This is a genomic window from Variovorax sp. RCC_210 (assembly GCF_041355175.1).
In the GTDB taxonomy this organism is placed as follows: Bacteria; Pseudomonadota; Gammaproteobacteria; order Burkholderiales; family Burkholderiaceae_C; genus Variovorax.
On the sequence record NZ_JBFUPJ010000006.1, the window covers coordinates 26,701 to 53,255 of the forward strand.

Consider the following 26,555-nt stretch of genomic DNA (forward strand, 5'->3'; position numbering starts at 1 on the left):
CTGGGTTCGGGCTCTGCGAAAGAGTGAATGGATGGCAGGGAGCCTTCCCTGCGAATCGAATGGGCGCGCGGGGCCGAGGGCAACGGCATGGCGCCGTCACGCCATCTGGACCGTCTAGACCATCCGCGCGATCGCCTCGAACAGCGCGAGGTTGAGCGTCTTGGCGTCGTCCACGATGGCATCGGGCTGCGACGAGAACTTGGCGATCACCATCTCGGCGCGCGGGTCCACATACAGCCACTGGCCGTGGATGCCCAGCGCGAAGAAGGCGCCGTTGCCCGCACCGGTCTGGTACCACTTGTTGCGGTAGCGGCCCTGCGGCAGCCACGACGTGGATTCACCGCCAGCCCAGGCCTGCGCCGAGCCGCCGGTGACGGTGTCTTCCACCCAGGCTTGCGAGACGATGCGCCGCCCGTTGGCCGTGCCGCCCTGGCGCAGCATTTCGCCGATGCGCGCGAGGTCGCGCGGCGTCATGTTGATGCCGCCGCCCGTGCGCGGCGTGCCGGCGCGGTCGACGGTCAGGTAGGCGTCCTGCCGGGCGCCCAGCGGCTGGAACAGGCGCTGCGAGGCCAGGTCGGAAAAGCGCCGGCCCGAGGCCCCCTGTATGACCAGCCCGAGCACGTCCGAGTTGGGCGAGGCGTAGTGGTACGGGCCGCCGTGCGCGCCCTTGCCCTTCTTCAGCTTGGCGATGAACTCGACCACGGTTTCGTTCTCGGTTTCACCAGGGCGCGAGGGCTCCAGCAGCCCGGCCCGGCGGTAGCGCGCGTAGAGGCCGTCGGGGTCGTGGTAGACCTCCTCGAAGTCCAGGCTCACGCGCATGTCGAGCACGTCGCGCACCCGTGCATCGCCGTAGGCCGACCCCTTGAGCTCCGGCACGTAGCAGGGCACGCGTTCGTCGAAGTCGAGCAGGCCGTCGTCGTGCAGGATGCCCGCGACCACCGAGGTCACCGACTTGCTCGCCGAGAACAGGATGTGGCGGCTTTGCAGGTCGAACTGCGGCGCATGAAAGTCGGCGACGACGCGCCCGCGCTTCATCACCACCATGGCGTCGGTCGATGTCGTTCGCAGCGCGTCGGCCACGCTGAGCGTGGTGCCGCCGCGCGTGAACTGCTGGCGCAGCAGGTCGTCCGCATTGGCCACGGGCTCCTCGGTGAGGCCGGGCGTGGCGGCGATGCGGGCGGTCGGAATGAACTCGCTGACATGGCGAAACGCCCACACGTTCCACGGCGCCTCGCGCCAGTTGCCGAGCCTGACCTCGTCGCGGTTGAAACCATAGGTGGCCTTGAAGGCCGACGCATTCATCACGGCTGAAAACTCCAGGAAACAGGGAAGGGAACCGGCGGGCATCGACAACGGCGGCGCGTGCCGCCGTTGTCGCGCACCTGCAGTGCCTCAGTGCACGTGCAGCAAAAAGTCGCGCAGCCGCTCGCTGGGCGGGTTCGCCAGCAGCTCGGCCGGCTTGCCGTCGTGCACGAGCTGGCCGCCGTCCATGAACAGCAGGCGCGAACCGACCCGCTGGGCAAAGGCCATCTCGTGGGTCACGACGATCATCGTCATGCCTTCGGCCGCCAGCGTCTGCATCACCTTGAGCACCTCCTGGCGCAGCTCCGGGTCCAGCGCCGAGGTGGGCTCGTCGAACAGCATCAGCTTGGGGCCGACGGCCAGCGCGCGCGCGATGGCCACGCGCTGCTGCTGCCCGCCCGACAGCTGCGACGGGTAGTGGTTCATGCGCTCCGCCAGGCCGACCTTCTGCAGCAGGGCGCAGGCGATCTCGCGCGCCTCGGCCTTGCTCTTGTTGCGCGAGCGAATGGGCCCGAACATCACGTTCTGCAACGCGGTGAGGTGCGGAAACAGGTTGAACTGCTGGAACACCATGCCGGCCTCGAGCCGGATGTGGCGCACGTCGCGCGCGTTGCCGCGCACGCTCACGCCATCGACCAGCAGGTCGCCCTCGCTGATCGTCTCGAGCACGTTCACGCAACGCAGCATGGTCGACTTGCCCGATCCGGACGGGCCGATCACCACCGCCACTTCGCCCTGGTCGACCGCGAGGTCGATGGGCTGGAGCACCAGGTTCGCGCCGAAGCGCTTGGTGACTTTCTTGAATTCGACCATGGTCATGGCAAGCGCACCGCCCGTTCGACGTATCGGAGACTGAAAGCAAGAATGCTGATGACGGCCAGGTAGATCAGCGCCACCGCGGCCCAGATCTCGACGGCCTTGAAGTTGGCCGCCATGATTTCCTGCCCGCGCCGGGTGAGCTCGCCCACGCCGATGACCAGGAAGATCGACGTGTCCTTCACCACCGCGACAAACTGGTTGCCCATGGCCGGCAGCGCCCTGCGCACCGCGATGGGCGCGATGACGTGGGTCAGCACCTTGCGAAAGCCCAGGCCCATGGCGAGCCCGGCTTCGCGCAGCCCGTGGGGCACGCTGTTGAGCGCGCCGCGCACGATCTCGGCGTTGTAGGCGCCGGAGTTGATGATGAGCGTCAGGATGCCGGCGTTGGTCGCGCTGATGCGCACGTTCAGCAGGATGGGCAGCGCGAAGTACACGAACATCACCTGAACGGTGATGGGCGTGCCCCGGATCAGGGCGACATAGAGCTGCGCAGGGGCCTGCGCTTTCCAGCCACCATAGGTCAGCGTCACGCCCGTGAGCACGCCCAGCACGATGCCGCCGGCCAGGCCGGCGAGCGCGATCCACAGGGTCAGCTGGAGGCCTTGCATCAGTTCGGGCAGGGCCTCGACGATGGCGGTCCAATCGAAGTTCACTTCAGAGGTCCGATCAAGTGCGGGGTTGGGGGTGTCGTTGCCGCGCTCAGTCGGCGCCCACGCCGAACCACTTCTCGCGGATCGCCTTCAGGCGGCCGTCGGCACGCATGGCCGCCAGCGCCACGTTGGTCGGCGCGACCAGCGGGCTGCCCTTCTTGAAGCCGACACCCACGTCCAGCCCTTCGAGCGCCGGCTGCACGATGCGAATCTTTCCCTTGCCCACGTTGGCCGCGTAGTACATGAGCACCGGCTTGTCGTAGACCACCGCGTCCGTGCGACCGGCCTCCAGGGCGAGCAAGGCGTTGTTCACGCTCGACAGCTGCGCCACGGTCGCGCCCTTCACGTGGTCCTTGATGAACTCGACCGCCAGCGTGCCGGTCTCGGTGCCGATGGTCTTGCCCGCGAGGTCGTCGGGCGAGTTGATGGTCTTGTTGTCGATGCGGGTCACCGCGATGAGGCCGCTCTTGTAGTACGGGTCGGAAAAGTCGATGACCTTCTGGCGTGCCGGGCGAATGAAGAGCTGGGACACGATGGCGTCGATGTTGCCGGTCTGCAGCGCCGGAATGAGCGCGCCGAACTCCATCGACTGCAGCCGCCATTTGCGGTTGAGGCTCTTGGCGATCTCGGTGAACACCTCGAAGTCGAAACCCGAATAGCGGTCGCCGTCGCGAAACCCGAAGGGCGGGTTGGTGGCGGCCGAGCCGATGACCAGTTCGCCCTCTTGCGCACGTGCCGAGTTCGAAAGAAGGATCGTGGGCGCCGCGATCAGGCCCAGTTGAAGAAGCTCTCTACGTTGCATGGTTTTCTCCTCGTTGGTTAACCGGGCCGGCCCACAGGGCAGGTGCTGTCGCGCTTGCTGTTGCTCATGACAAATCGCCTTGGTCGTGCTGCGCCATCCGCACGGCGCCGCCGAGCCAGCAGCCCGCCGGGCGCCCCTGGTCGAGCCGGAAGCGCACGGAGATTTCGGAGGGCCGCTGCATCGCGCGACCCTGTCGAATGGCGATGCGTCGCTGCGAGGCCTCGACCATTCCGTTGGACAGCAAGCCGAACGCCAACGCCGAGGCCGCGATGCCGGTGGCGGCGTCTTCGGGGTAGCCCGAAGAGCTCGGGAACTGCCGCGCGTCCACCACCTGCGCGCCCGGGTCGGACACCGCGTACGGATAGAGCCCGGTGGAGCCGATGCGCTCGCACAGCGCTTCGATGCGGGAGAAATCAGGCGTCAGGCGGTCGAGCGTGGCCACGCTTTTCAGCGGCACCAGCGTCTTCACGCGGCTGGTCGCGGCGTTCTGTACCGGAAGGGGCAGGAGGTCGTCGGCCTGCAGGCCCAGCACGTCGAGGATGTCGGCGCGGCTCCTGTCGGCATCGGGCAGCGGCTCGACATGGCCGAGGGGCTGCGAGATTTCGATCTGCGCGCCCTGTTCAGTGCCCTGTTCCGTGCGCCCGCCGACCTTGGCCTCGACGCGGCCGCTGCGCGTCAGGATGGTGTAACTGTCGCCGGGCAGCCGGCCCAGTCGCTCCAGCAGCCAGAGCGCGCCGACCGTGGCGTGCCCGCACATCGACATCTCGTGGTTGGGCACCCAGAACCTGAACTCGAAGTCGCAGCCCGAACCCGCCGGCGCCGGAAACACGAACCCGCTTTCGTGCCCGTGCGAGCGCGCCACCTGCTGCATGTCGGCGTCCGTCATGCCGGCCGCGTCGACGACGATGGGGGCCGGGTTGCCGCCATCGGGGCCCGAGGCGAACACGCTGACAACCCGAACTCGGTGATTCATACCTTCAGCCATTCCTGTCGTTCGATCCGTGATGTGGGGCTGCCACCGAGTCCTTCGAACCTCGCCTCGTGCGTTGCATCGTTCGTTGCAACCGGCAGAGGCTTCGGATGGACATCGGGGCCATGCAACACTGCATCGCGAGGCTGGAAAACCTCGCTTCAGATTGCCTGCGACAAGTCTATGACCGCAGAATTTTTGAACGTGTTCGAGCGGGCCCTGGATGTTGATCGGATGGGCCGCGGCTGACGCTCAGTAGCCCACGCCGCGCACGCCACCCGCGGCGCGAAGCGACTCGCCCGTGACCCAGTGGGAGTCCTGCGACGCCAGGAAAACCGCGACGGGTGCGATGTCCCCGGGCTCGCCGAATCGCCCGAGCGGTGTGCCGGCGATGAGCTTGGCGCCGAACTCGCCGGCAAAGTTGCCGTCGGTCGCGGGCGTGTTGGTATGGCCCGGCAGGATGGAGTTCACGCGGATCTTGCGTGGCCCCAGTTCGCGTGCCAGCGCGAACGTCATCGTGTCGACGGCACCCGCGCGGGTTTCTACGGTTTGGCCGGCCGCGCTGCGCCGCACCGCATCTCGTCGATGACTCAAAATCCAGCGATGGACATCGCATCACTCGAAATCCTCGTGGCCGCCATCGAGGAAAAGAGCCTCTCGCGGGGGGCTGAGCGGGCGCATGTCGTCACGTCCGCCGCCAGCAAGCGCATCACCGAACTCGAGCGCCAGCTCGGCACGCGCCTGCTGCGCCGCCACGGGCGGGGGGTGGAGCCCACGCCCGCGGGCGCCATGCTCTACCAGCAGGCCAAGGCCATCCTGCGCACGCTCGCGCAGGTGCAGACCTCGCTGGGCGCCTATTCGGCCAGCGGGGTACCGAAGATCAGGCTGGTGGCCAACTCGTCGGCGGTGCAGCAGTTTCTTCCGTCGGAAATCAGCAGCTTCTCGCGCAAGGCACCGGGTTCGCGGGTCGACCTGATGGAGGCCTTCAGCTACGACGTGCCGCGCATCGTGGCCGACGGCGAGGCCGACATCGGCGTCTACCACGCAGCCCATCCGGCCTCCGGCGTGGTGTCGATGCCCTACCGCACCGACCGCGTCGGGCTGGTCGTGCCCGTGGGGCATGCGCTTTCCCGGCGGGAAACGCTGCGGCTCGAAGACGCGCTCGACCACGACTTTCTGGGCTACTTTCCGCGTCACAGCCTGGAAGAGTTCATGCAGCTGATGGCGCCCGCGCTGTCGCGGCCGTTGCGCGTGCGCGCCCAGGTCTCCAACCCCGAGGCGCGCTGCGAGCTGGTGCGCGAGGGCCTGGGCCTGGCCATCGTGCCGGTGGGCATCGCGCGCAACTACGAGGCGCGCATGGGCCTGGTCGTGCTGCCGCTGGAAGACGACTGGGCGCACCGGCAGCTCTGGGTGTGCGTGGGCGACAGGGCGGCGTTGTCGCCGGCGGCGCACGAGTTTCTGGAGCACCTTCTGTCCGGCCACGGCTGAAACGCAGAACAGGAAGAAAGAGCGCGCCGGGGCAGGGCGCGGGAAAAGGAGCTTTGCCGAATCGTCAAAGCAGGGCGCTCCAGCATTCCTAGACTTCGAGTTCGCCGCGACACCCCCCACCCGGGGCGTGCCGCCAGACAGAACAAGGAGACGCCATCTTGAATTCCCCCCGCCTGCAGCGCCGCGCCGTGCTGCGCATGGCCACGGCCGGCACGGCCTTGGCCGGCGCACCGGCCCTCTTCCTCAGCCCCTGGGCACATGCCGCCGACGCTTTTCCGTCGCGGCCCTTGCGCGTCGTGATTCCGTTCACTGCCGGCGGCGGCACCGACGTGGTCGGCCGCGTGCTCGGCCAGGCGCTGGCGGCCGAGCTGGGCCAGCCGGTCATCATCGACAACCGGGCCGGCGCGGGCACCGTGATCGGCTCCGACATCGTCTCGAAGGCGCCCGCAGACGGCTACACGCTGCTGTTGACCACCTCCGCGCTCGCCATCAACGCGTCGCTGGTGAAGAGCCTGCCGTACGACACGGAGAAGGGCTTCACCGAAGTGGGCCTGATCTGCCACGGCCCCAACGTGCTGGTCACCCGCCCCAACAGCCCGTACAAGACGATTGCCGACCTGGTCAAGGCCGCCAAGGCCAACCCCGGCAAGCTGAACTACGGCTCATCGGGCAACGGCTCGGCCGTTCACCTCGCGGGCGAGCTCTTCAAGAGCATGGCGCAGATCGACATCACGCATGTGCCCTACCGCGGCGCGGGGCCGGCGTACACCGACCTGCTCGGCGGGCAGATCGACATGGTGTTCGGCACCGCGGGCGGCGTGGCGAAATTCGTCGAGAGCGGAAAGATGCGCGCGGTGGCCGTCACCTCGCCGCAGCGCTCCGCGGCCTACAAGAACGTGCCGGCCATCGCGGAAACGCTGCCGGGCTACAGCGCGGAGGTCTGGTACGCGATCTTCGCGCCGGGCGGCACGCCCAGTGCCTTGCTCGACCGGCTCAACGCAGCGCTGCGCAAGGCAGCCGAGGCGCCGGCCTACCGCGAGCGGCTCGCCGGCGAGGGCCTGACGGTCGCCGTCAACACACCGCAGGACATGACGAAGTTCATGCGCGCCGAAGAAGCGCGCTGGCGCAAGGTCGTCACCGACGGCCACATCACGATCGATTGATCCCACAGACATGAAGAACGGAACAGACATGGGCACAGGAAGACTGCAAGGCAAGATCGCCATCATCGTGGGCGCGGGGCAGCAGCCCGGCGACACCGTGGGCAACGGCCGCGCGACCGCCGAGCGCTTCGCGCAGGAGGGCGCCACGCTGCTGCTGGTGGACATCAACGAAGCGTGGGCCGAGAGCACGCGAGAAGCCGTCGCCGCCCTGGGCGGCAGCGCCTCGGTGCTGCGCGCGGACATCACCCGCGAGGCCGACTGCGCCGCCATCGCCGCCGCATGCATCGAGCGCCACGGCCGCATCGACATCCTGCACAACAACGTGGGGCGCTCCAAGGGCGACCGCAAGACCGTCGAGATGGACGCCGACGCCTGGGACGCCATCATGGCGATGAACCTGAAGGGCATGTTCATGACCTGCAAGCACGTGCTGCCGCACATGATCGAGCGGCAGTCGGGCTGCATCGTCAACATCTCCTCGACCTCGTCGCTCGCCGCGCGCCCCAGCATCACCTACAAGACCAGCAAGGGCGCGGTCAACACCATGACCCAGCACATCGCGATGGAGAACGCGCGCCACGGCATCCGCGCCAACGTGATCCTGCCAGGCTTGATCGACACGCCCATGGCCATCGAGCGCCGCGCGCAGGAGCGCGGCGTGTCGCGCGACGTGATCCGCGCCGAGCGCGAGGCGCTGGTGCCGATGGGCCGCATGGGCACGGCGTGGGACGTCGCGAATGCGGCGCTGTTTCTCGCGTCCGACGAGGCGCGCTACATCACGGGAGTGATCCTGCCGGTGGACGGCGGCCTGCTCGAGAAGAGGGGCTGAAGCATGGACCTCGGACTGGCCGGGCGCCATGTGCTCGTGACCGGTGCCAGCCGCGGCATCGGCTTTGCCTGCGTGCAGGCGTTCCTGGCGGAGGGCGCGAAGGTGACGATGCTGTCGCGGGACGAAACCGCCCTGAGCGCCGCCGCGCAGTCGCTGGACGCGGGCGGCCGCGTGCTGTGGCGCGCCGCCGACCTGCGCGATCCGGCGTCTGCGCTCGCCGCGCTGGATGCGGCCGAGGCAGCCAAGGCCGGCGCCGTGGCCGTGGCCGGTTTTGGCGCGTTGGACGTGCTGGTCAATTGCGCCGGGGCCGCTAGGCGCAGGCCACCCGATGAACTCGATGCCGCCGCCTGGAACGACGCGATGCAGGCAAAGTTCTTCAGCTACATCCACATCATGTCGCCGGCCGTGCAGCGCATGGCGGCGCGCGGCGCGGGATGCGTGGTCAATGTTGTCGGCGCGGGTGGCAAGGTCGCCAACCCGACTCACCTGGCCGGTGGCGCCGCCAATGCGGCGCTGCTGCTCGCGAGCGCCGGCATGGCCGCCGCGTATGCGCGCCAGGGCGTGCGCATCAACGCACTGAACCCCGGCCAGGTCGCCACCGACCGGCTGCGCCAACGGCATGAGGCGGAAGCCCGGCTGGCCGCGCTCGAAGGCCGGCCCCCACCGGCCGCGCCCGGCGCTGCGCTGCCACTGGGCCGGCCCGCCGAGCCGCGGGAGATCGCCGACATGGTGGTCTTTCTTGCATCGCCGCGCGCGAGCTACGTGACCGGCGCCACCATTGCCATGGACGGCGCGACGACGCCGATGATCTGAACGCAGCGGACAGCGTGTTCCCCTTGTTCCCTTGTTCCCTTGTTCCCTTGTTCCCTTGTTCACCTTCACTCCCCGAACCGACACCACCACCATGCGCATCGCTCCCATCGAACCCGGAAGCCGCCCTGAACTCGCCACGCTCGAGGCCGAGATTGCCAAGCAGCGCGGCCGCGTCTCGCCGCTTTACCAGGTGCTGCTCAACAGCCCGCCCATGGCCCACGGCTGGGAACAGCTGCTGACGGCCGTGCGGCGCCACAACAGCCTGCCCGAGGCGGCGCGCGAACTGGTCATCCTGCGGGTGGCGGTGCTCAACCGTGCGCGCTACGAATACGACGCGCACGTGCCGATCGCGCTGCAGGCGGGTGCTTCCCAGGCGGCCGTCGATGCGCTGTCGGACCCGTCGGCCATCGGGGCGGGCCTGTCGAGCGACGAGGCGCTGCTCATCGAACTCACCGATGCGATGACGCGCGGCATCGATGTGCCGGCCGCGCTGTACCAGCGGGTCAGCGAGCGCTTCACGTCGCAGCAGGTGGTCGATGCGATGGTCACCATCGGCGCCTACAACATGGTGTCGAGATTTCTCGTGGCGCTCGAGATCGGGCACTGAGCCCGGCGGTTCATTCGGCCTTGACGCTGCCGTAGTGTTCGAGCGCCAGCTCGCGCAGCACCTGCGCGGCCCAACGGCTGGTTCGCGTGGCGGGCCGCGCCTTCGGAATGGCGAGCACGATGCGGTTGCGGATGGCCGGCGCATGGATGGCCGCGCGATGCAGCGGCTTGTCGTAGGTCCAGAGGCGCACCGCGCTTTGCGGCAACACGGTGTACGACACGCCGCGCGCCACCAGCGACAGCACGGTCTGCACCGAGTCGACCTCCGCCACGATCGACAGCGGCATGCCGCGCGGCTTGGTCTCGCGCTCGAGCAACTGGCGCAGCGCGTTCGGCCCGCTCGGCATCACGAGCGGCAGCGCCGCCACATCGGCCAGCTTCATGCGGCGCGGCAGCGGCTGCGGGCCGATCACGATCAGCGGTTCGCGCGCCAGCGTTTCCTCCTGCATCTGGGGGGAGGGCGGCGGGTCGAACAGGATGGCCAGGTCGAGCTTGCCTGCGACCAGCCATTCGCGCAGCCGGATGCTCAGGCCCTCGACCACGCTGATGACGGCGTCGGGAAACTTCGCCCGAAAGCGTTCCACCAGGTCCGCCGCGAGCACGTGCGCCACGCGCGGTGGCAGGCCGATCACGACGCGGCCGTGCGGGCTCGCGCGCCGCTCCTGCATGTCGGCCCGGGCATGCTCGGCCGCCTCGAGGATGGTGCGCGCATGCGCAAGCAGCGCAAGGCCCGACTCGGTCGCCTCGACGCCTCGGCCCGTGCGAACCAGCAGCGGCTGGCCGACTTCTTCTTCGAGCAGGAGGATCTGCCGGCTCAGCGCGGGCTGCGACATGTGCAGCGAGGCCGCCCCGCGGCTGAAGCTGCCCGACTCGACGACGGCGACGAAATAGTTCAGGCGGGTGAGGTCCATTCGAATGCATTTTACGGATAGCTGATATCCGGAAAAAGCAGATATCAAGCGACGGGCGCCGCAACACAATTCACCGGGAGACAACGACATGCCAACCACCCTGACCTACACCCCGCGGCCTTCCGCACCACGCCTGAGGCTGCCGCCCGGTGCCTGCGACGCGCACGTGCATGTCTTCGGGCCGGCCGCGCGCTTTCCCTTTTCCGACACGCTGGCCTGGACGCCCGCGGACGCGCCGAAGGAAAAGCTCTTCGCCCTGCACGAACACCTGGGCATCGAGCGCTGCGTGATCGTGCAGTCGCTGGTGCACGGCTTCGACAACCGCGCCGTCGAGGATGCGATCGCCGCCGGCGGCGGACGCTACCTGGGCGTGGCGCTGGTGCCGCTGGACATCTCCGACGCCGAGCTTTCGCGCCTCGCCGCGGCCGGGTTCCGCGGCGTGCGCTTCAACTTCATGAAGCACCTGGGAGCCTCGGGCAGCGTGGAAGACATCGTCGCCTTCACGCGCCGGCTCGCGCCCCTGGGCATGCACCTGCAGGTGCATTTCGAAAGCAGCCTGGTGCACGCGCTGGCCGCGCCGCTGGCCCGCAGCGCGGTGCCCGTGGTCATCGATCACATCGGCCGCGTCGATGCCTCGCTCGGCGCGGGCCATGCCGACTTCGCGGCGCTGCGTACGCTGCTGCGCAACACGTTGTTTCGCGTCAAGTTGAGCGGCATCGACCGCATTTCGGGCGACGCGGACTATGCGCAGGGCATCGAACTCGCGCGCCTGCTGGCCGACGAGTTTCCCGAACGCTGCCTGTGGGGCACCGACTGGCCGCACCCCAACCACCACCACGTGCCTGACGACGGCGTGCTCGTCGATGCGCTGGCGCAGATCGCGCCGGACGACGCGTTGCGCACGCAGATCCTGGTGCGCAACCCGCTCGACTTCTACCGCTTCGACGCATGACCACATCAACAACCACATCCACGACGACGGCAACCACGGTTGCGACGGACCTGTTCCAGCCCTCGGCGCGCCGCCTCGGCGGCAAGGTCGCGCTCGTCACCGGCGCGGGTTCGGTCGGCCATGGCTGGGGCAATGGCCGCGCCATTGCCGTGCGCTTCGCGCAGGAAGGCGCGCAGGTGTTCGGCGTGGACCGCGAGGTCGAGCGCATGGGCGAGACGGCCGAACTCATCGCGCAGGCCGGCGGCATCTTCGCGAGCGGCGCCTGCGATGTGACGCAGGCCGCATCGATCGAAGCCATGGTCGCGCAATGCATGGCGCGCTTCGGGCGCATCGACGTGCTGGTGAACAACGTCGGTGGCTCGGCCAGGGGAGGGCCGGTCGAGATGACCGAAGCGGTGTGGGACGCGCAGGTCGACCACAACCTGAAGAGCGTGTTTCTCACCTGCAAGCATGTGCTGCCGCACATGCTTGCGCAGGGCGGTGGCGCCATCGTCAACCTGGCATCGACCTCGGCCACACGCTGGACCGGCGCCGCGCAGATCGCCTACGCATCCACCAAGGCCGCGGTGATGCAGTTCACGCGCGTGCTCGCGGTGCAGTACGCGGGGCAGGGCATTCGCGTGAACACGGTGGTGCCGGGCCAGCTGCATACGCCGATGGTCGAGACGCGGTTGGCTGGCCAGCGCGCGGGCGGCGACGTGCAGGCGCTGCTCAGGCAGCGCCAGGCACGCATTCCGCTGCCCTTCATGGGCGACGGGCGCGACACCGCCGCGGCCGCGCTCTTTCTTGCGTCCGACGAGGCGCGCTTCGTCACGGGCACCGAGATCGTGGTCGACGGCGGCATGTCGGTGCGCTGCGACTGAGCATCCCCGCAAGAACAACAGGAGACACCGGATGAAGCATGTGTTCGTTCACAGACGCCATTGCCTGCACGGCCTTGCGGCGGCCGCCCTCGTGGCCACGGGCCTTCCGGCGCACGCGCAGCAGGACCGCATCACGCGCATCGTGGTGGCGTTTCCGCCGGGCGGCCCGGTCGACTTCGTGGCCCGCGCCATTGCCGAGCAGCTCGGCAAGGAAACCGGGCACCAAGTCATCGTCGACAACAAGGCCGGCGCCAATGGAGGCATCGCGGCGGAGTACGTGTCGCGCTCGGCGCCCGACGGGCAGACGCTGTGGCTCACCAGCGTGGGCGCGGTGGCGATCAACCCCTCGCTGTACGAGAAGCTCATGTACGACCCGGCGAAGGACCTGAGCCCCATTTCGCTGGTCGTGCGCAATGTCGAAGTGCTGGTGGTCGGCGCCAACGCGCCCTACAACACGGGCGCGGAATTCGTCGCCGCCGCGAAGAAGAGCAGGCAGCCGTTGACGCTCGCCTCGTCGGGCACCGGCAGCGTGCCGCACCTGGCGATGGAACTGCTCTCGGACGCCGCGAAGACGCCGCTGCTGCACGTGCCCTACAAGGGCGCGGCGCCGGCCATCACCGACGTGCTCGCGGGGCACGTGGACGGCTTCTTCGGCGACATTCCGGGGCTCCTGCCGTTCATCACCAGCCGCAAGCTCAAGCCGATCGGCATCGCGGCTTCGAAGCGGCATCCGCTGCTGCCCGACGTGCAGACCTTCCAGGAGATGGGCATCGCCGGCGTCGACTCGGACAACTGGTATGCGCTCTTCGCAGCCAAGGGAACGCCGGTGGGCGTGGCCGACGCGATGAACCAGGCCGTGCGACGCGCGCTCGCCAACGAGGGCGTCAAGGGCCGCCTGATGACCTCCGGCGCGGAGCCCGCGCCGTCCAGCCCGGCCGAGTTGAGCGCGCTGCTGGCGCGCGACAGCGCCAAGTGGGGCGCGGTGGTCCGCGCCAAGAAGATCAAGCCCGATTGACGTTGATGCCCATGCCCATGCCCATGCCCGACACCCGACCCCACTTCGTTCTCCTGCAGATGCGCGCTGCACCTTCCGCGGCAACGCACATCGAAGCCGATGTCACCGCGTTCTGCGCGGGCCTCGGCGCGAGCGTTGCCGCGGCGGTGACGCTGCGGCGCGCGGCGCTCAGCCTCGATGGATCGCAGGCCTATGTCTACCTGCAGTCGCAGGCGGCCGAAGCACCCGACGGCGAAGCTCTGGCCGCGGCATTCGGCGCAAGTTGCGACTGGTCGAGCCATGTGCGTGCCTGCGCGCTCGAACCGAAACTCGACATCGCCGGCGCCGCCGCGGGCGAGTCCCCGCGTTTCCACTACGTCGTCGAGACCGATCCCGAGACCGGTTGGCTCGACGAGATCGCGCGCTGGTACGACACCGAGCACATGCCCGGCCTGGCCGCGGTGCCCGGCTGCGTGCGGGCGACGCGCTTTCTCAACCACGGCGGCGGGCCGCTGTCGCTGGCCTGCTACGACCTGTTGCGCGAAGACGTACTGGGCTCGCCGCCCTGGCTCGCGGTGCGCGCCACCGCATGGAGCGGCATCGCGCGGCCCCACTTCACGAACACGAAACGAACGATGTTCCGCGTCGTCGCGCAGGCACGGGAAGACATTGCAGCAGGAGCCGCACCATGACACTCAAACCCGGCAGGACACTGGTCTACCTGCTTCTCTTCACCGGCTGCTCGATCAACTACATCGACCGCGTGGTGCTCTCGGTGTCGGCGCAACCGATCGCCAAGGAGTTCGGGCTGTCGACGATCCAGCTCGGCTATCTGTTCTCGGCATTCCTCTGGTCCTACCTGCTGTTCGTGCTGCCGTGGGGCGCATTGGTGGACCGCATCGGCACGCGGCGCGCGACCGCCTCGGGCATGGCGATCTTCTCGGCTGCGACGGTGCTCACCGGGCTCTCTGGCGGCTTCGTGAGCGCGTGCCTCTCGCGGCTGGTGCTCGGCTTCGGCGAGGCCTCGACCTATCCGGCCGGCGCGCGCACCATCCGCGAATGGATGCCCGCGCGCGAGCGTGGCCTGGCGACCACCGTCTTCAATTGCGGCGGCTATGCGGGCCCGGCCCTGGGGTCGCTGGTGATGGGCTACGTGGTCGGCGAGCTCGGCTGGCGTGGCGGCTTCTACCTGGCGGCGGCCATCGGCTTCTCGTGGGTGGTGGCCTGGCTGCTTTTGTACCGGTCGCCGGAAGAGGCCGGGTTCATCGGCGCGCAGGAGCGGGCGCAGATCCTCGCGGAGCGAGGTGGTTCGGTGCAGGCCGCGGTGAGCGATTCGCTCTCGGCGCTGATGCGCTCGCGCACCTTGTGGGGCCTGTTCATCGTCCAGGGCTGCGCGGTGTACACGGTCTACCTGTTCCTGTCGTGGCTGCCGAGCTACCTGCAGGCCACGCGCGGCCTGGGCGTGTTGAAGACCGGCTTCTACACCGCCATTCCCTATGCGGTGGCCGTGCCCGGCACGATCTTCGTCGGGTGGCTCAGCGACCGGCTGCTGCGCAACGCGCCGGTCAATTCGGGCCGGCGGCGCAACCTGGTGGCGACCATGCTGCTGTGCTCGTCGTGCATCCTGGCGACGCCGTGGGTCAACGACATCACGCTGATCCTCGCGCTGTTCTCGCTGTCGCTCACCAGCATCGGTAGTTCGGTGGGCCTCAACATCGCGCTGGCCAGCGACCTCTTGCCCAACCCGGCCAACACGGGCAAGGCGCACGGGTTCCTGGTGACCGGCGGCAACCTCTTCGGCGTGCTCGCGCCCATCGTCACGGGCTATGTGGTGTCGATGACCGGCAGCTACGACGTGGCCTTCTTCATCGCCGGTGCATTGCTGCTCATCGGCGTCACGGTGTGCCTGACGATGACGCGGCATCCGATCTTGCCCGTGCACGACGGGGCCGCGGCGGATGCCCTGGCTGCGCCCAAGCAGGAGTTCGCACCATGACCGTGCTGGCGCTGCAGGACCGGGAGGAGATTCGCGAGCTGCTCGCGCGCTATTGCTTCCTGCTCGACGCCCGAGACCTCGGCGCGTTCGCGCGGCTCTTTGCGGAGAACGGCGAATGGATCTCGCGCAACGGCAGGGCGACGGGCAGGCCCGCCATCGAGGCGCTGCTCGACGGCCTCGTGCCCGTGCCGAGGGAGGGCGCGCGGCGCAAGCACCTGACCTGCAACATCGTGATCGAGCTGGAAGGTGTTTCGGCCTCCGTGCGCTCGAACTTTCTTGTCGTGCGCGACAGTACCGCGGGGCCCGTGATTGCGGTGGCCGGCACCTACGCCGACCGGCTGGTCAAGGCGGACGGGCGCTGGCACTTCGCTTCGCGCGAACTCTTTCACGACATCGCGGGAGAAAGCGGATTGAACGTCGCCGCGACTTCGGGCGGACCGCCGGAGGTGAAGACCTGAGACGGCAGCTTGCGCACAAACGACGGTGAATGCGCCTGCTTCGGGCAAGCTTCTCGCGTCGCGTCGCGTCGCGGCGCGTCCTGCGCTCGGCCGCTGTCGTTTGCCTCAGCGCGCCGCGCCGCAGCCGACGCGCTGCAGATAGCCTTCGAGCACCTCGACATGCGCGGCCGCCACGATGGCGCCGACGTAGCCGTCGGGCCGTACCAAAACCCAATCGCCAACAGCGAGTGCGTAGGCGTCGCGAAAGTGGCCGCCATCGTCGCGCAGGTCACCGCGATCACCGAACGTGTGAATGTGCAGCCCCGCGCGCGGCGGCACATCGCGCCTGTCGGCCTCCCAGCCCAGCAGCGTCCAGTGCGCGCCCTTGAACAGCTGGAACAACCGCGTCGGCTGACCCGCGGCACCTGTCACCGGCGCGTCGGGTGCACGGTCTCCCGCGCGCAGGCCCTGCGTGCGTGCCGGCGCTTCCATCGCAAGCGACGACTCGGGGTAGCCGATGTCCAGCTGATGCACCTCCCGGCCGCGCCGCATCTCGCCGCGCTTCGCATCGACGAGCAGTCGGGTGGCCAGCCCGAGCACTTCCGCGGCGATGGGCCGGCGTTCTTCCTCGTAGCTGTCGAGCAAGGCCAGCGGCGCACCGACCGCAGCGGCCGCCAGTTTCCAGCCGAGGTTGTAGGCATCCTGCACGCTGGTGTTCAGGCCCTGGCCGCCGGTGGGCGGGTGCACGTGCGCCGCATCGCCGACCAATAGCACGCGGCCCGCGCGGTAGCGGTCCGCCAGCCGCGCGTTCATGTGGAAGGCCGAGGCCCACGAGACCGAACGGATCTCGATGTCCGTGCGCCCCGTGCGCGTGGCGACCATGGCGTTCAGGCCCGGCGCGGAAAGATCGATGTCGCCTTCCAGCGGAATCGGCGCCTGCAGCTGGAACAGCTCGGTGCCGGCGAGCGGGCACAGCGACATCTGCGTGCCCATGTCGCCTTCGTTGAAGCGGTGCCACGCCTCACGGCCCAGGCCCGACAGCACCACATCGGCCACCACGGCACGCACGCCCAGCGTCTTGCCCGGGAAGCCGATGTCCAGCGCATGCCGCACGAAGCTGCGGCCACCGTCCGCGCCTATGAGGAAGCGCACGCGCAGCGTTTCTTCTCCATTCGAGCCGATCAAATGCGCCGTGACCCCGCTGTCGTCCTGCTCGAAGCGGACCAGCTCGCAGCCGAACTCCGGCCGGTGCCCCAGTTCCGCCAGTCGCTCGCGCAGCACGCCTTCGGTAAGAAACTGCGGCAGCATCAGCGGCGCGCCGTAGGGCTCCGAGGGCGTGGGCGCGGCGTGCGTCATCACCGGCGAATCGACATGGCAGCCGTCGGCGCGGTACTCCCGCGAGGGCGGATACAGGCCACCGGCCGCGACGACGCGATCGAGCACGCCCAGGTCCTCGAGCACCTCCTGCGTGCGCGGCTGGATGCCCTTGCCGCGAGAGCCCTGGAAGGGCGCGCCCATCTTCTCGATCAGCCGGAAGGAAATGCCACGCCGCGCGAGGTCGATGGCGAGCGTGAGGCCGGCCGCGCCGGCGCCGCAGATCAGCACGTCTGCAGAAAGGTTCTGGGTCATGGAAAGCTCCGATGTGTGTAATATGCACTCAATAGGAGCGGATGCTATGCCAAAGAAAATAAATGTGCAAGATGCACACATCTCCGCGCAATTGCGGGCGTTGCACGGTGCGTTGCTGACCGTGGTGAGCGTCATGAACCGCCCGCAGCGCGACGAGGCGATGGTGCGCGAGGCGGGTATTTCGCTGGACCGCGCGCTGTTTCCGCTGCTGGTGGGCATCGAGCGCGTCGGGCCTATCGGCGTGGTCGAGCTTGCCGATCGCGCGGGGCGTGACCACACCACGGTCAGCCGGCAGGTCGCGAAGCTCGAAAGCCTGGGCCTCGTCGAGCGGCAGGGCGGCGTGCACGACCGGCGCGTGCGCGAGGCCGTCGTCACGCCCAAGGGCAAGGCCATGACCGATGCGGTCGATACGGCGCGCGAGCGCCTGGCGCGCGCGATTTTCGACAAATGGGAGCCGCAGGACTTCGAGGACCTGGTGCGGCTGCTGCAGAAGTTCGCGCACGACATCGAGGGCGCGGGCACGCGCTAGATTCCGCTCGCCGCGCGGGCGCAACCGGCCACAACAGAGCACAACCGGGCGAAAATCGGCGCTGCCAAAAAGGCTGACAAAGCCGAACAGCCCACCCTCCCGCCTCACCCGATTCTTCAAGCCGCCGTGCCGTCCTTCGAACTCAACGGCTTCATCCTCACGCGCAACTGGCGCGATGCCCCGGCCGGCACCGAGCTCGAGTACTGGCTGGCCACGGACGCGGGCCCGGTGAAGGTGCTGCTGACCTCGCAGACCTCCGTCGCCTTCGTCGCCGCCCGGCACAGGGCCGCGGTGGAGGCGGAGCTCGCGGGCACGCCGGGCATCCAGTTGCGCGACCTCGAGCTCAAGACCTTCCAGCAAGACCCGGTCGTCGGCCTCTACGCGAAGCAGTTCCGCCAGCTCGGCCGGCTGGCGCGCGCCCTGCAGCCACAGGGCATTCCTCTGCTGGAGGCCGACGTGCGCCCGCACGACCGCTACCTCATGGAGCGCTTCATCACCGCCGGCGTGCGCGTGGAGGGCGGCCGTGCGGAGCGCTCGGTGCTCGTCGACTGCAGGCTCAAGCCTGCGCCCGACTATCGCCCGGTGCTGAAGGTGGTGTCGCTGGACATCGAGACCAGCCAGGACGAAGCGCTCTACTCCATCGCGCTCGACGGCATGCAGGAGCGCGTCGTCTTCATGCTGGGCGAACCACCGACCGCGCCGCGCGACTCGTCCGAGCACGCCGGGCCGATGGACTTCGCGCTCGTCTACTGCGCCTCGCGCAAGGCCATGATCGAGTCGCTCAACGACTGGTTCGCGCGCAACGACCCCGACGTCGTCATCGGCTGGAACGTGATCCAGTTCGACCTGCGCGTGCTGCAGAAAACCGCCGACCAGTGCGGCGTGCAATTCCTGCTCGGGCGCGAGCGGCGGCCCATCGACTGGCGCACCCATCCGGGCAAGCAGGGCTACCTGTTCGCGCCCACGCCCGGGCGGGTGGTCATCGACGGCATCGACGCGCTCAAGGCGGCGGTGTGGAGCTTTCCTTCGTTCAGCCTGGAGACGGTGTCGCAGACGCTGCTGGGCGAGGGCAAGGCCATCGGCGACGAGTACGACAAGATGGCCGAGATCGAGCGGCGCTACCAGCACGACAAGCCCGCGCTCGCAACCTACAACATCAAGGACTGCGAGCTGGTGCTGCGCATCTTCGAGAAGGCGAAGCTGCTGCAGTTCATGATGGAGCGCGCCCACGCCACCGGCCTGCAGGCCGACCACTTCGGCGGCTCCATCGCCGCGTTCAGCCACCACTACCTGCCGCGCATGCACCGCCTGGGCTACGTCGCGCCCAGCGTGGGCGAGATCGCGAGCAAGGCCTACCCCGGCGGCTACGTGATGGACTCCAGGCCGGGCTTCTACGACTCGGTGGTGGTGCTCGACTACAAGAGCCTGTACCCGTCGATCATCCGCACCTTCCTGGTCGACCCGGTGGGCTTCGTCGAGGGCTCGAACGCGAAAGACCCGGCGCCGCTCGTCAAGGGGCCCGAAGGCACCGTCTTCTCGCGCGACAGGCATTGCCTGCCCGAGATCGTGACCACGCTCTGGCGCGCGCGCGACGAGGCCAAGCGCGTGAAGAACGAGCCGCTGTCGCAGGCGCTGAAGCTGCTCATGAACTCGTTCGCCGGCGTGCTGGGCGCCTCCGAATGCCGCTTCTTCAACCCGAGGCTGGTGTCGGCCATCACGCTGCGCGGCCACGAGATGATGAAGCTCACGCGCGACTTCGTGGAGCAGCGCGGCTACGAGGCCATCTACGGCGACACCGACTCCATCTTCGTGTGGCTGCGCCGCACGCACAGCAATGAAGAGGCGCACGCCGTCGCGGCCGAACTGGTGCGCGACATCAATGCCTGGTGGACGCGCACGCTGCGCGAGGAGCAGGGCCTGCAGAACCTGCTGGAGATCGAGTTCGACACGCACTACAGCAAGTTCTTCATGCCCACCATCCGCGGCTCCGACGTGGGCAGCAAGAAGCGCTACGCGGGCCTGAGCACCGACGCCGCGGGCAAGGAAGAAATGGTCTACCGCGGCCTGGAAATGGCCCGCAGCGACTGGACGCCGCTGGCGCGCCAGTTCCAGGAAGGGCTGCTGTCGCGCATCTTCCAGGGCGAGCCCTACAAGGCCTTCGTGACCGACTACGCGCGCGCCACGCTGGCCGGCGGCAAGGACGACCTGCTCATCTACCGCAAGCGCCTGCGCCACCGGCTGGATGCCTACCTGGTCAACGTGCCGCCGCAGGTGCGCGCGGCGCGCATCGCTGACGAATACAACGCCAGCGTGGGCCGGCCCATGCAGTACCAGAACGGCGGCTGGATCCAGTACGTGATGACGCGCAACGGCCCCGAGCCGCTGGAAACGCGCCACTCCCGCATCGACTACGAGCACTACCTGAGCAAGCAGCTGCAGCCGATCGCGGACGCCATCCTGCAGCCGATGGGCGAAAGCTTCATGGCGCTGACGACCGCGCAGCAGGGACTTTTCTAGCCGCGGGATTCACGTTTTCCCGCATGTGGTGCACGCCGGTGCACCGCATGCACCGCGATGTCATTGGGGAAGCGCAAGGGGACCTATTTTTTAGTTCGCCCGTTGCGAAAAACGGTGCTTGGTGCGCTCGCCGCGCGCTCCTAGCATCCGTTCACCTCATCGCATCCCAAAGGAATTCGCCATGGCCCATCTCCGGGACCCCGGTCGCCGAAGTCTCCTGAAGACGTCCCTCATCGCAGGCGGACTCTCCGCCGGCGGCCTGCTCAGCGTCGACGCCTTCGCGCAGGGCAAGGCGCGCATCAACATGCAGCTGGGCTGGATCGTGGGGGGCAACCAGATCGGCGAAGTGGTCGCCAAGCGCATGGGCTTCTACGAGCAGGAAGGCATCGACTTCGCGATCCAGCCGGGCGGCCCCAACATCGACGGCGTGGCCATCATCGCCTCGGGCCGCTACGAGGTCGGGCAGGTGTCCTCCAGCCCGTCGATCATGCTGGCCGTGTCGCAGGGCCTGCCCATCAAGTGCTTCGCCGTGGGCGCGCAGAAGCACCCGTACACCTACTTCTCGCTCGCGAAGAACCCGGTGCGCAAGCCGGCCGACCTGGTGGGCAAGCGCGTGGGCATTCCGTCGACCGCGGCCATCCTGCTGCGCGCGCTGCTGGCCAAGAACAAGATCGCCGAGAAGGACGTGAAGGTGATCTCCATCGGCGCGGACATGTCGCCGCTGCTCACCGGGCAGGTCGACGTGGTGACGGGCTGGCTCACCAACACCACCGCCATCAAGGTGCTGGGCCCCGACATCGCCACGCTCACGCAGTGGGACGCGGGCGTGCGGCTGTACGCGCTGCCGTACTACGCGTCGACCAAGACGCTGGAGACGCAGCCCAAGGTCATCGAGGCCTTCCTGCGCGCCACGGCCAAGGGCTGGCACCACGTGCGCGCCAACCGCGACGCGGCGGTGGACATGCTGGTGAAGGAATACCCCAACCTCAAGCGCGAGGACGAGCGCGTGGCGGTCGACGCCATGCTGGAGTACGCCTTCGGCGGCGCCGCGCAGACGCAGGGCTGGGGCGCGATGGACCCGGCCGTGTGGCAGGAGCAGATTGCCACCTATGCCGAGCTGGGCCAGTTCACCGCGCGCACGCCCAAGGTGGAAGACGTGATCTCGCTCGACGCGCTGAAGGCCACCGCCGCCGCGCGTGCCATGAAGGGCTGACGCGATGGCCGCCGTTCTGGAAACCGTTCGCGCATCGGCCCCGGCCATCGCGTGCCGCGACATCGGCGTGCGCTTCTTCACCGAGCGCCGCGACGTCACCGCCATCAAGAGCCTCGACCTCGACGTGGCGCAGGGCGAGTTCCTCACGCTGCTGGGCCCCTCGGGCTGCGGCAAGTCGACCTTTTTGCGCGTGGTGGCCGACCTGCTGCAACCCAGCCGCGGCCACATCGAGGTGCTGTCGTCCACGCCGCAGGCCGCGCGCAAGAACCGCGACATCGGCTTCGTGTTCCAGGACGCGGCGCTGCTGCCCTGGCGCACCGCGCTGCAGAACGTGGAGCTGCCGCTGCAGGTGGGCGGCGGCGCGAGCCGCAAGGGCCGCCGCTCGCCGCAGGAGCTGCTCGAGCTGGTAGGGCTGAAGGACCGCGCCAACGCCTTTCCGCACGAGATGTCGGGCGGCCAGCGCCAGCGCGTGTCGATTGCGCGCGCGCTCGCCAGCGACCCGAAGATCCTGCTGATGGACGAGCCCTTCGGCGCGCTCGACGAGATCACGCGCGACCGGCTCAACGAAGAAATCCTGCGCGTGTGGCGCGAGACGGGCGTGACCATTCTCTTCGTGACCCACAGCATCCACGAGGCGGCCTTTCTTGGCCAGCGCGTGCTGATGCTCGCGGCCAACCCCGGGCGCGTGCGCGAGATCGTGCCGGTCGAACTGCCCGCCGAACGCACGCTCGAAATGCGCGAGACCCCCGAATTCGTTCGCCTCACAAGCCACCTGCGGCGCGTGCTGGAAACCTGCTGAGGCCGATTGCCATGAACACACGTTCCCTCGACTCCGCCGTGCCCGGCGCCTTCACCGCGCCGGCAGACCCCGAGTACCAGGCCTGGGCCGCCGCGCGGCAAAAACGCCTGTGGCGACGCCGCATCCTGCCCGCGCTGGGCATCGTCGGGCTCATCTTCCTGTGGTGGGCCGTGATTGCGGTGTTCGACGTCAAGCCCTTCATCGCGCCCACGCCGTGGGCCGTGCTGGAAACGCTCTATGCCAAGCGCGCGGTGCTGCTCGACAACCTGCTGCCCACGGCCATGGAGGCGGCCGGCGGCTTCGTGCTCGGCAACCTCGCGGCCATTGCGGTGGCGACCGTGTTCGTGCACAACAAGACGCTGCAGGACATCTTCTTTCCGGTGGTGCTGATGTTCAACGCCGTGCCGCTGGTGGCCAAGGCGCCGGTGCTGGTGCTCATCATGGGCAACGGCATGGAGCCGAAGATCACCATCGCCGCGCTGGTGTGCTTCTTTCCGACGCTGGTGAACATGGTGCGCGGGCTGGAGTCGGTCAACCCGCAGGCGATGGAGCTGATGCGCGTGCTGTCGGCCAGCAAGACCGAGATCTTCTTCCGCCTGCGGCTGCTGAACGCGCTGCCCTACCTGTTCTCGGCCTTGCGCATCGCGGCGTCGATGTGCGTCATCGGTGCGGTGGTGGGCGAGTGGGTGGGTGCCACGGTGGGCATCGGCGCGATGATCCTGCAGGCCACCTTCAACTTCGATTCGCCGCTGCTGTACGCCGCCATCGTCATGAGCGCCACGCTCTCGGGCCTGTTCTTCCTGCTGGTGACGCTGGCCGAGAAATGGGTCATTCGCTGGCAGCCCGAGAACGTGCACTGAGCACCGCCGCATTCGCAACCCGCGGCGGCCCGCGTGCCGCCGCACCCCCCAATTTCTAAAGGAGATAGTGCTATGAGCCGTATTGGCGACTGGATGCAGGAGCCCGCGCACGATGTGCGGGTGGCGGCCGAATCGGACGTGGTGGTGGTCGGCGGCGGCCCCGCCGGCCAGGCGGCGGCGCTGGCTGCCGCGCGCAACGGCGCGAGCGTGACGCTGCTGGAGCGCTACAACCACCTGGGCGGCCTCGCTTCGGGCGGCATGGTGCTGGTGCTGGACGACATGTGGGACAGCCACCAGCAGGAAATCTCGGTGCGCGGCATCTGCATGGAAATGATCGAGCGCATGTCCGCGCTGGGCCTGGCCGAGTACCCGCGCCAGCAGGAGTGGGGCACGCTGCCCGAATCGGTGCGGCGCTGGAAGCGCTGGGGCACCTACGACTTCCACAGCAAGGAGAAGCCGCACCCCATCTGCTTCGCCGCCGCCTTCGACCCTGATGCGTGGAAGCGCAGCGCGCTGGAGATGGTGCTGCAGGCCGGCATCGAGCTGCGGCTGCACTCGTGGTTCTCGCGCACGCTGGTGGAAGACGGCAAGGTGAAGGGCGTGGTGTGCGAGACCAAGGGCGGGCGCGAGGCCATCCTGGGCAAGGTGGTGATCGACACCACCGGCGACCTCGACGTGGCGGCCTCGGCCGGCGCGCCGCACATCAGCGGCAGCTACATCGTGACCACTGTGTTCCGCCTGGGCGGTGTAGACACCGAGGAGGCCGAGCGCTTCGAGCGCGACGAGCCCGTGGCCTGGCAGGCGCTGGACCGCGAGATCAAGCACATGCTCGGCGGCGCGTGGGAGGCGTGGTGGCTGAAGACGCCGCTGCCCGGTGTGGTGTGGTGCAACTGCCCGCACATGCCGGGGCTGGACGGCCTGAAGGTGAGCGACCTGACCCGCGCCGAAGTGCAGGGCCGCGCCACCATCCACAAGGTGATCGAGTTCGTGCGCGCCAAGCTGCCGGGCTTTGCGAAGTGCACGCTGATCGACATGGCGCCGCAGACCGGCATCCGCCAGACACGCCTGCTCGAGGGGGCCTACGTGATGACCAAGGAAGACGTGGCGCAGCGCACCCGCTTCGACGACAGCGTGGCGAGGGGCCGCGACTACTACTACCCCTACCGCACGCTGCTGCCGCGCAGCGTGGAGAACCTGCTGGTGGCCGGGCGCCACTACTCGGCCACCTCGGCCGCGCAGAAGATCTCCCGCGAGATCCCGCCCTGCATGGCGATGGGCGAGGCCACCGGCACCGCCGCCGCGCTGGCGCTGGACGCGGGTGTGTCGGTGCGCGAGGTCGACATCGCGAAGCTGCAGAAGACGCTGCGCGCACAGGGCGCCGACCCCGGCGACCAGAAGGGCCCGAACGCCGACGTGCCCGCCATCGCGCGTTCTTTCTCCGAGCCCGCCAGGGAGGCCGCATGAGCACCGCCGCATTGCCGCTGGACGGCATCCGCGTGATCGACTTCACGCAGGTGATGATGGGCCCCGTCTGCACGCAGATGCTGGCCGACCACGGGGCCGACGTGATCAAGATCGAGCGCAAGGGCGCGGGCGACCTGAGTCGCTCCACCTTCGCGCCCGTGGCGGGCCACGACAACCCGATCTTCTGCAGCCTCAACCGCAACAAGCGCAGCGTGGAAATCGACCTGCGCGACGAGGCGCAGATGGAGCTGGTGAAGGCGCTGATTGCCGGTGCCGACGTGGTCACCAACAACTTCCGCGCCGGCGTCATGGAGCGCCTGGGCCTGGGCTACGAAGACTGCAAGCGGCTGAACCCGCGCATCGTGTACGCGGTGGGCACCGGCTTCGGCGAGACCGGCCCCTACGCCCACAAGGGCGGGCAGGACGTGCTCGCGCAGGCGCTCACCGGCGTGATGGCGCGCCGCGCCGATGCGTCGGTGCCGGTGTCGATCTACCCGACCGCGCTGGCCGACTACACGGCCGGCATGCACATGGTGCAGGGCATCCTGCTGGCGCTGCTGCAGCGCGAGCGCACGGGCGAGGGCCAGAAGATCTCGGTGTCGCTCTACAACTCCATGCTCGCCATGCAGATGCAGGAGGCGGCCATGGTGATGATGGAAGACTCGGAGGTCAACTGGGCCGCCATGCCGCTGTCGGGCGTGTTCGACACGCAGACCGGGCCGCTGGTGCTGGTGGGCGCCTTCAAGGCCAACCCGCTGCGCGACATCTGCACGGCGCTGGGCATCGAGGACCTCTCGCTCGACGAGCACTACGCCACGCTGAAGGCGCAGTTCGCCAACAAGACGGCGCTGCACGCCATCTTCCACGAGCGCTTTGCCAGCGACACGCGCGAGCACTGGCTCGCGAAGCTCGAAGAACAAGACCTGCTCTCCGCGCCCGTGCGCGACATGCGCGAGGCGCTGGTCGACCCGCAAACGCTGCACAACGCCATGATCCTGGAGGGCGACGCCTCGGCCAGCCGTCCGCTGAAGTTCATTGCCAGCCCGATCCACATGTCGGGCGCCAAGGCCGGCATTCGACGCGAGCCGCCCAGGCTCGGGCAGCACACGGCCGAGGTGCTGGCCGAGGCGCGCGCGCTCATCGAGGAGGCCGACGCATGAGCATTCTTTTCGAAGTGGCCGACCATGTCGCCACGGTCACCATCGACCGCCCCGAGGTGCTCAACGCCATCGACCTGCCGGCCGAGGCCGAGCTGCAACGCATCTGGCGCGAGATCGAGTCGCGCGACGACATTCGCGCGGTGGTGCTCACCGGCGCGGGCGAGCGATCGTTCTGCGCGGGCGCGGACCTGAAGAACACCTCGAACCTGAAGGGCGTCGAGTACTGGGCCGCGGCGCGACCCGGCGGCTTCGGCGGCATCGCGCTGCGCGAGACGCTCGACGTGCCGGTGATTGCGCGCGTGAACGGCTTCGCGCTGGGCGGCGGCTTCGAGATGGTGCTGGGCTGCGACATCGTGGTGGCCTGCGAGGAGGCCAGCTTCGGCCTGCCCGAGCCGCTGGTCGGCCGCCTGCCGCTGGACGGCGGCATGCTGCTGCTGCAGCGCCAGATTCCCTACCGCCAGGCCATGGGCATGATGCTCACCGGCCAGCGCGTGAAGGCGCAGCGCGCGCTGGAGATGGGCCTGGTCAACGAGGTGGTGCCGCGCGCGGAGCTCGACGGCGCGGTCGACCGCTGGGTGCAGCAGATGCTCGCCTGCGCGCCGCTGTCGCTCAAGGCCATCAAGCAGGTGGTGCGCCGCACGGGCACGCTGTCGCCGGCCGAGGCGCACCGCATGCGGCTGCCGGCGCTGGTGAGCGCGCTGCAGTCGCAGGACGCCGACGAGGGCGTGCTGGCGTTCCAGCAGAAACGCAAGCCGCAGTGGCTGGGCCGCTAGGCGCCAGCCCGTCAAT

At 68.8% G+C, this 26,555-nt stretch carries 26 protein-coding genes and 1 pseudogene; 19 read left to right on the forward strand and 8 right to left on the reverse strand.

The window, feature by feature from the left end; genetic code table 11:
- Positions 1-114 precede the first annotated feature (114 nt).
- The 6 genes and pseudogenes from AB6807_RS18460 to AB6807_RS18485 all read right to left on the reverse strand — a co-directional run.
- Positions 115-1,302 (reverse strand): serine hydrolase domain-containing protein, encoded by a 1,188-nt coding sequence (locus AB6807_RS18460; protein WP_371085901.1) that lies wholly within the window; start codon positions 1,300-1,302, stop codon positions 115-117.
- A gap of 90 nt (positions 1,303-1,392) precedes the next feature.
- Positions 1,393-2,121 (reverse strand): glutamine ABC transporter ATP-binding protein GlnQ, encoded by a 729-nt coding sequence (gene glnQ / locus AB6807_RS18465; protein WP_286513832.1) that lies wholly within the window; start codon positions 2,119-2,121, stop codon positions 1,393-1,395.
- The gene (gene glnP / locus AB6807_RS18470; RefSeq protein WP_116914068.1) at positions 2,118-2,774 is read right to left on the reverse strand and encodes a glutamine ABC transporter permease GlnP; all 657 of its coding nucleotides are present in this window, start codon (positions 2,772-2,774) and stop codon (positions 2,118-2,120) included. The genes glnQ and glnP overlap by 4 nt, the downstream gene beginning before the upstream one ends.
- Positions 2,775-2,820: 46 nt before the next feature.
- Positions 2,821-3,573 (reverse strand): transporter substrate-binding domain-containing protein, encoded by a 753-nt coding sequence (locus tag AB6807_RS18475; protein WP_286513830.1) that lies wholly within the window; start codon positions 3,571-3,573, stop codon positions 2,821-2,823.
- Positions 3,574-3,637: 64 nt separating this feature from the next.
- The gene (locus AB6807_RS18480) at positions 3,638-4,546 is read right to left on the reverse strand and encodes a PhzF family phenazine biosynthesis protein (protein ID WP_371085680.1); all 909 of its coding nucleotides are present in this window, start codon (positions 4,544-4,546) and stop codon (positions 3,638-3,640) included.
- Positions 4,547-4,795: 249 nt separating this feature from the next.
- Positions 4,796-5,083, reverse strand: a pseudogene (locus AB6807_RS18485) (SDR family NAD(P)-dependent oxidoreductase); the annotation flags it as partial.
- A gap of 63 nt (positions 5,084-5,146) precedes the next feature.
- Between AB6807_RS18485 and AB6807_RS18490 the strand changes: the two are divergent.
- From AB6807_RS18490 to AB6807_RS18510, 5 genes are all read left to right on the forward strand, one after another.
- Complete coding sequence (locus AB6807_RS18490) at positions 5,147-6,031, forward strand: LysR family transcriptional regulator (protein ID WP_116909891.1); 885 nt, start codon at positions 5,147-5,149, stop codon at positions 6,029-6,031.
- 158 nt (positions 6,032-6,189) lie between these two features.
- Positions 6,190-7,194, forward strand: a complete 1,005-nt coding sequence (locus AB6807_RS18495) for a tripartite tricarboxylate transporter substrate binding protein (RefSeq protein ID WP_371085682.1) — start codon at positions 6,190-6,192, stop codon at positions 7,192-7,194.
- A gap of 28 nt (positions 7,195-7,222) precedes the next feature.
- A complete protein-coding gene (locus AB6807_RS18500; RefSeq protein WP_116910110.1) occupies positions 7,223-8,023 on the forward strand; it encodes an SDR family NAD(P)-dependent oxidoreductase in 801 nt (266 codons plus the stop codon).
- Between the two features lie 3 nt (positions 8,024-8,026).
- Positions 8,027-8,836, forward strand: a complete 810-nt coding sequence (locus tag AB6807_RS18505) for an SDR family oxidoreductase (protein ID WP_371085683.1) — start codon at positions 8,027-8,029, stop codon at positions 8,834-8,836.
- A gap of 91 nt (positions 8,837-8,927) precedes the next feature.
- Positions 8,928-9,443, forward strand: coding sequence for a carboxymuconolactone decarboxylase family protein (locus AB6807_RS18510; protein WP_116910109.1), 516 nt, complete (start codon positions 8,928-8,930; stop codon positions 9,441-9,443).
- Between the two features lie 10 nt (positions 9,444-9,453).
- On the opposite strand, the gene AB6807_RS18515 is transcribed toward AB6807_RS18510, so the two are convergent.
- The gene (locus AB6807_RS18515) at positions 9,454-10,353 is read right to left on the reverse strand and encodes a LysR family transcriptional regulator (protein ID WP_371085684.1); all 900 of its coding nucleotides are present in this window, start codon (positions 10,351-10,353) and stop codon (positions 9,454-9,456) included.
- Between the two features lie 88 nt (positions 10,354-10,441).
- Here AB6807_RS18515 and AB6807_RS18520 point away from each other — a divergent pair, with 88 nt between their 5' ends.
- Genes AB6807_RS18520 through AB6807_RS18545 form a run of 6 tightly spaced genes read left to right on the forward strand, consistent with a single transcriptional unit; the run spans position 10,442 to position 15,616 of the window.
- Complete coding sequence (locus tag AB6807_RS18520; protein WP_371085685.1) at positions 10,442-11,305, forward strand: amidohydrolase; 864 nt, start codon at positions 10,442-10,444, stop codon at positions 11,303-11,305.
- A complete protein-coding gene (locus AB6807_RS18525; RefSeq protein ID WP_116909887.1) occupies positions 11,302-12,168 on the forward strand; it encodes an SDR family oxidoreductase in 867 nt (288 codons plus the stop codon). The genes AB6807_RS18520 and AB6807_RS18525 overlap by 4 nt, the downstream gene beginning before the upstream one ends.
- A gap of 31 nt (positions 12,169-12,199) precedes the next feature.
- On the forward strand, positions 12,200-13,183 hold the full coding sequence (locus AB6807_RS18530; RefSeq protein WP_371085686.1) for a Bug family tripartite tricarboxylate transporter substrate binding protein: 984 nt from the start codon (positions 12,200-12,202) through the stop codon (positions 13,181-13,183).
- Positions 13,184-13,200: 17 nt separating this feature from the next.
- A complete protein-coding gene (locus AB6807_RS18535; RefSeq protein ID WP_371085687.1) occupies positions 13,201-13,854 on the forward strand; it encodes a hypothetical protein in 654 nt (217 codons plus the stop codon).
- Complete coding sequence (locus AB6807_RS18540) at positions 13,851-15,158, forward strand: MFS transporter (protein ID WP_371085688.1); 1,308 nt, start codon at positions 13,851-13,853, stop codon at positions 15,156-15,158. The genes AB6807_RS18535 and AB6807_RS18540 overlap by 4 nt, the downstream gene beginning before the upstream one ends.
- Entirely contained in the window at positions 15,155-15,616 is a 462-nt protein-coding gene (locus AB6807_RS18545) for a nuclear transport factor 2 family protein (RefSeq protein ID WP_116909884.1), read from the forward strand. The genes AB6807_RS18540 and AB6807_RS18545 overlap by 4 nt, the downstream gene beginning before the upstream one ends.
- Positions 15,617-15,721: 105 nt before the next feature.
- Here the strand turns inward: AB6807_RS18545 and AB6807_RS18550 are convergent, their stop codons facing one another.
- Entirely contained in the window at positions 15,722-17,224 is a 1,503-nt protein-coding gene (locus AB6807_RS18550; RefSeq protein WP_371085689.1) for an FAD-dependent oxidoreductase, read from the reverse strand.
- A gap of 46 nt (positions 17,225-17,270) precedes the next feature.
- Between AB6807_RS18550 and AB6807_RS18555 the strand changes: the two genes are divergently transcribed.
- The 8 genes from AB6807_RS18555 (at position 17,271) to AB6807_RS18590 (ending at position 26,539) form a co-directional block, all read left to right on the forward strand.
- Positions 17,271-17,753, forward strand: a complete 483-nt coding sequence (locus AB6807_RS18555) for a MarR family winged helix-turn-helix transcriptional regulator (RefSeq protein WP_286514387.1) — start codon at positions 17,271-17,273, stop codon at positions 17,751-17,753.
- A gap of 126 nt (positions 17,754-17,879) precedes the next feature.
- Entirely contained in the window at positions 17,880-20,270 is a 2,391-nt protein-coding gene (locus AB6807_RS18560; protein WP_371085690.1) for a DNA polymerase II, read from the forward strand.
- A 181-nt stretch (positions 20,271-20,451) separates the two neighbouring features.
- Positions 20,452-21,483, forward strand: coding sequence for an ABC transporter substrate-binding protein (locus AB6807_RS18565; RefSeq protein WP_371085691.1), 1,032 nt, complete (start codon positions 20,452-20,454; stop codon positions 21,481-21,483).
- 4 nt (positions 21,484-21,487) lie between these two features.
- Complete coding sequence (locus AB6807_RS18570) at positions 21,488-22,282, forward strand: ABC transporter ATP-binding protein (RefSeq protein WP_116909879.1); 795 nt, start codon at positions 21,488-21,490, stop codon at positions 22,280-22,282.
- Positions 22,283-22,293: 11 nt separating this feature from the next.
- A complete protein-coding gene (locus AB6807_RS18575; RefSeq protein WP_116909878.1) occupies positions 22,294-23,142 on the forward strand; it encodes an ABC transporter permease in 849 nt (282 codons plus the stop codon).
- A gap of 72 nt (positions 23,143-23,214) precedes the next feature.
- Positions 23,215-24,606: an FAD-dependent oxidoreductase gene (locus AB6807_RS18580; protein WP_371085692.1), complete on the forward strand. Its 1,392-nt coding sequence runs from the start codon at positions 23,215-23,217 to the stop codon at positions 24,604-24,606.
- On the forward strand, positions 24,603-25,766 hold the full coding sequence (locus AB6807_RS18585) for a CaiB/BaiF CoA transferase family protein (RefSeq protein ID WP_371085693.1): 1,164 nt from the start codon (positions 24,603-24,605) through the stop codon (positions 25,764-25,766). Before AB6807_RS18580 ends, AB6807_RS18585 begins: the two co-directional genes overlap by 4 nt.
- Positions 25,763-26,539: an enoyl-CoA hydratase-related protein gene (locus AB6807_RS18590; protein ID WP_371085694.1), complete on the forward strand. Its 777-nt coding sequence runs from the start codon at positions 25,763-25,765 to the stop codon at positions 26,537-26,539. Before AB6807_RS18585 ends, AB6807_RS18590 begins: the two co-directional genes overlap by 4 nt.
- Positions 26,540-26,555 lie beyond the last annotated feature (16 nt).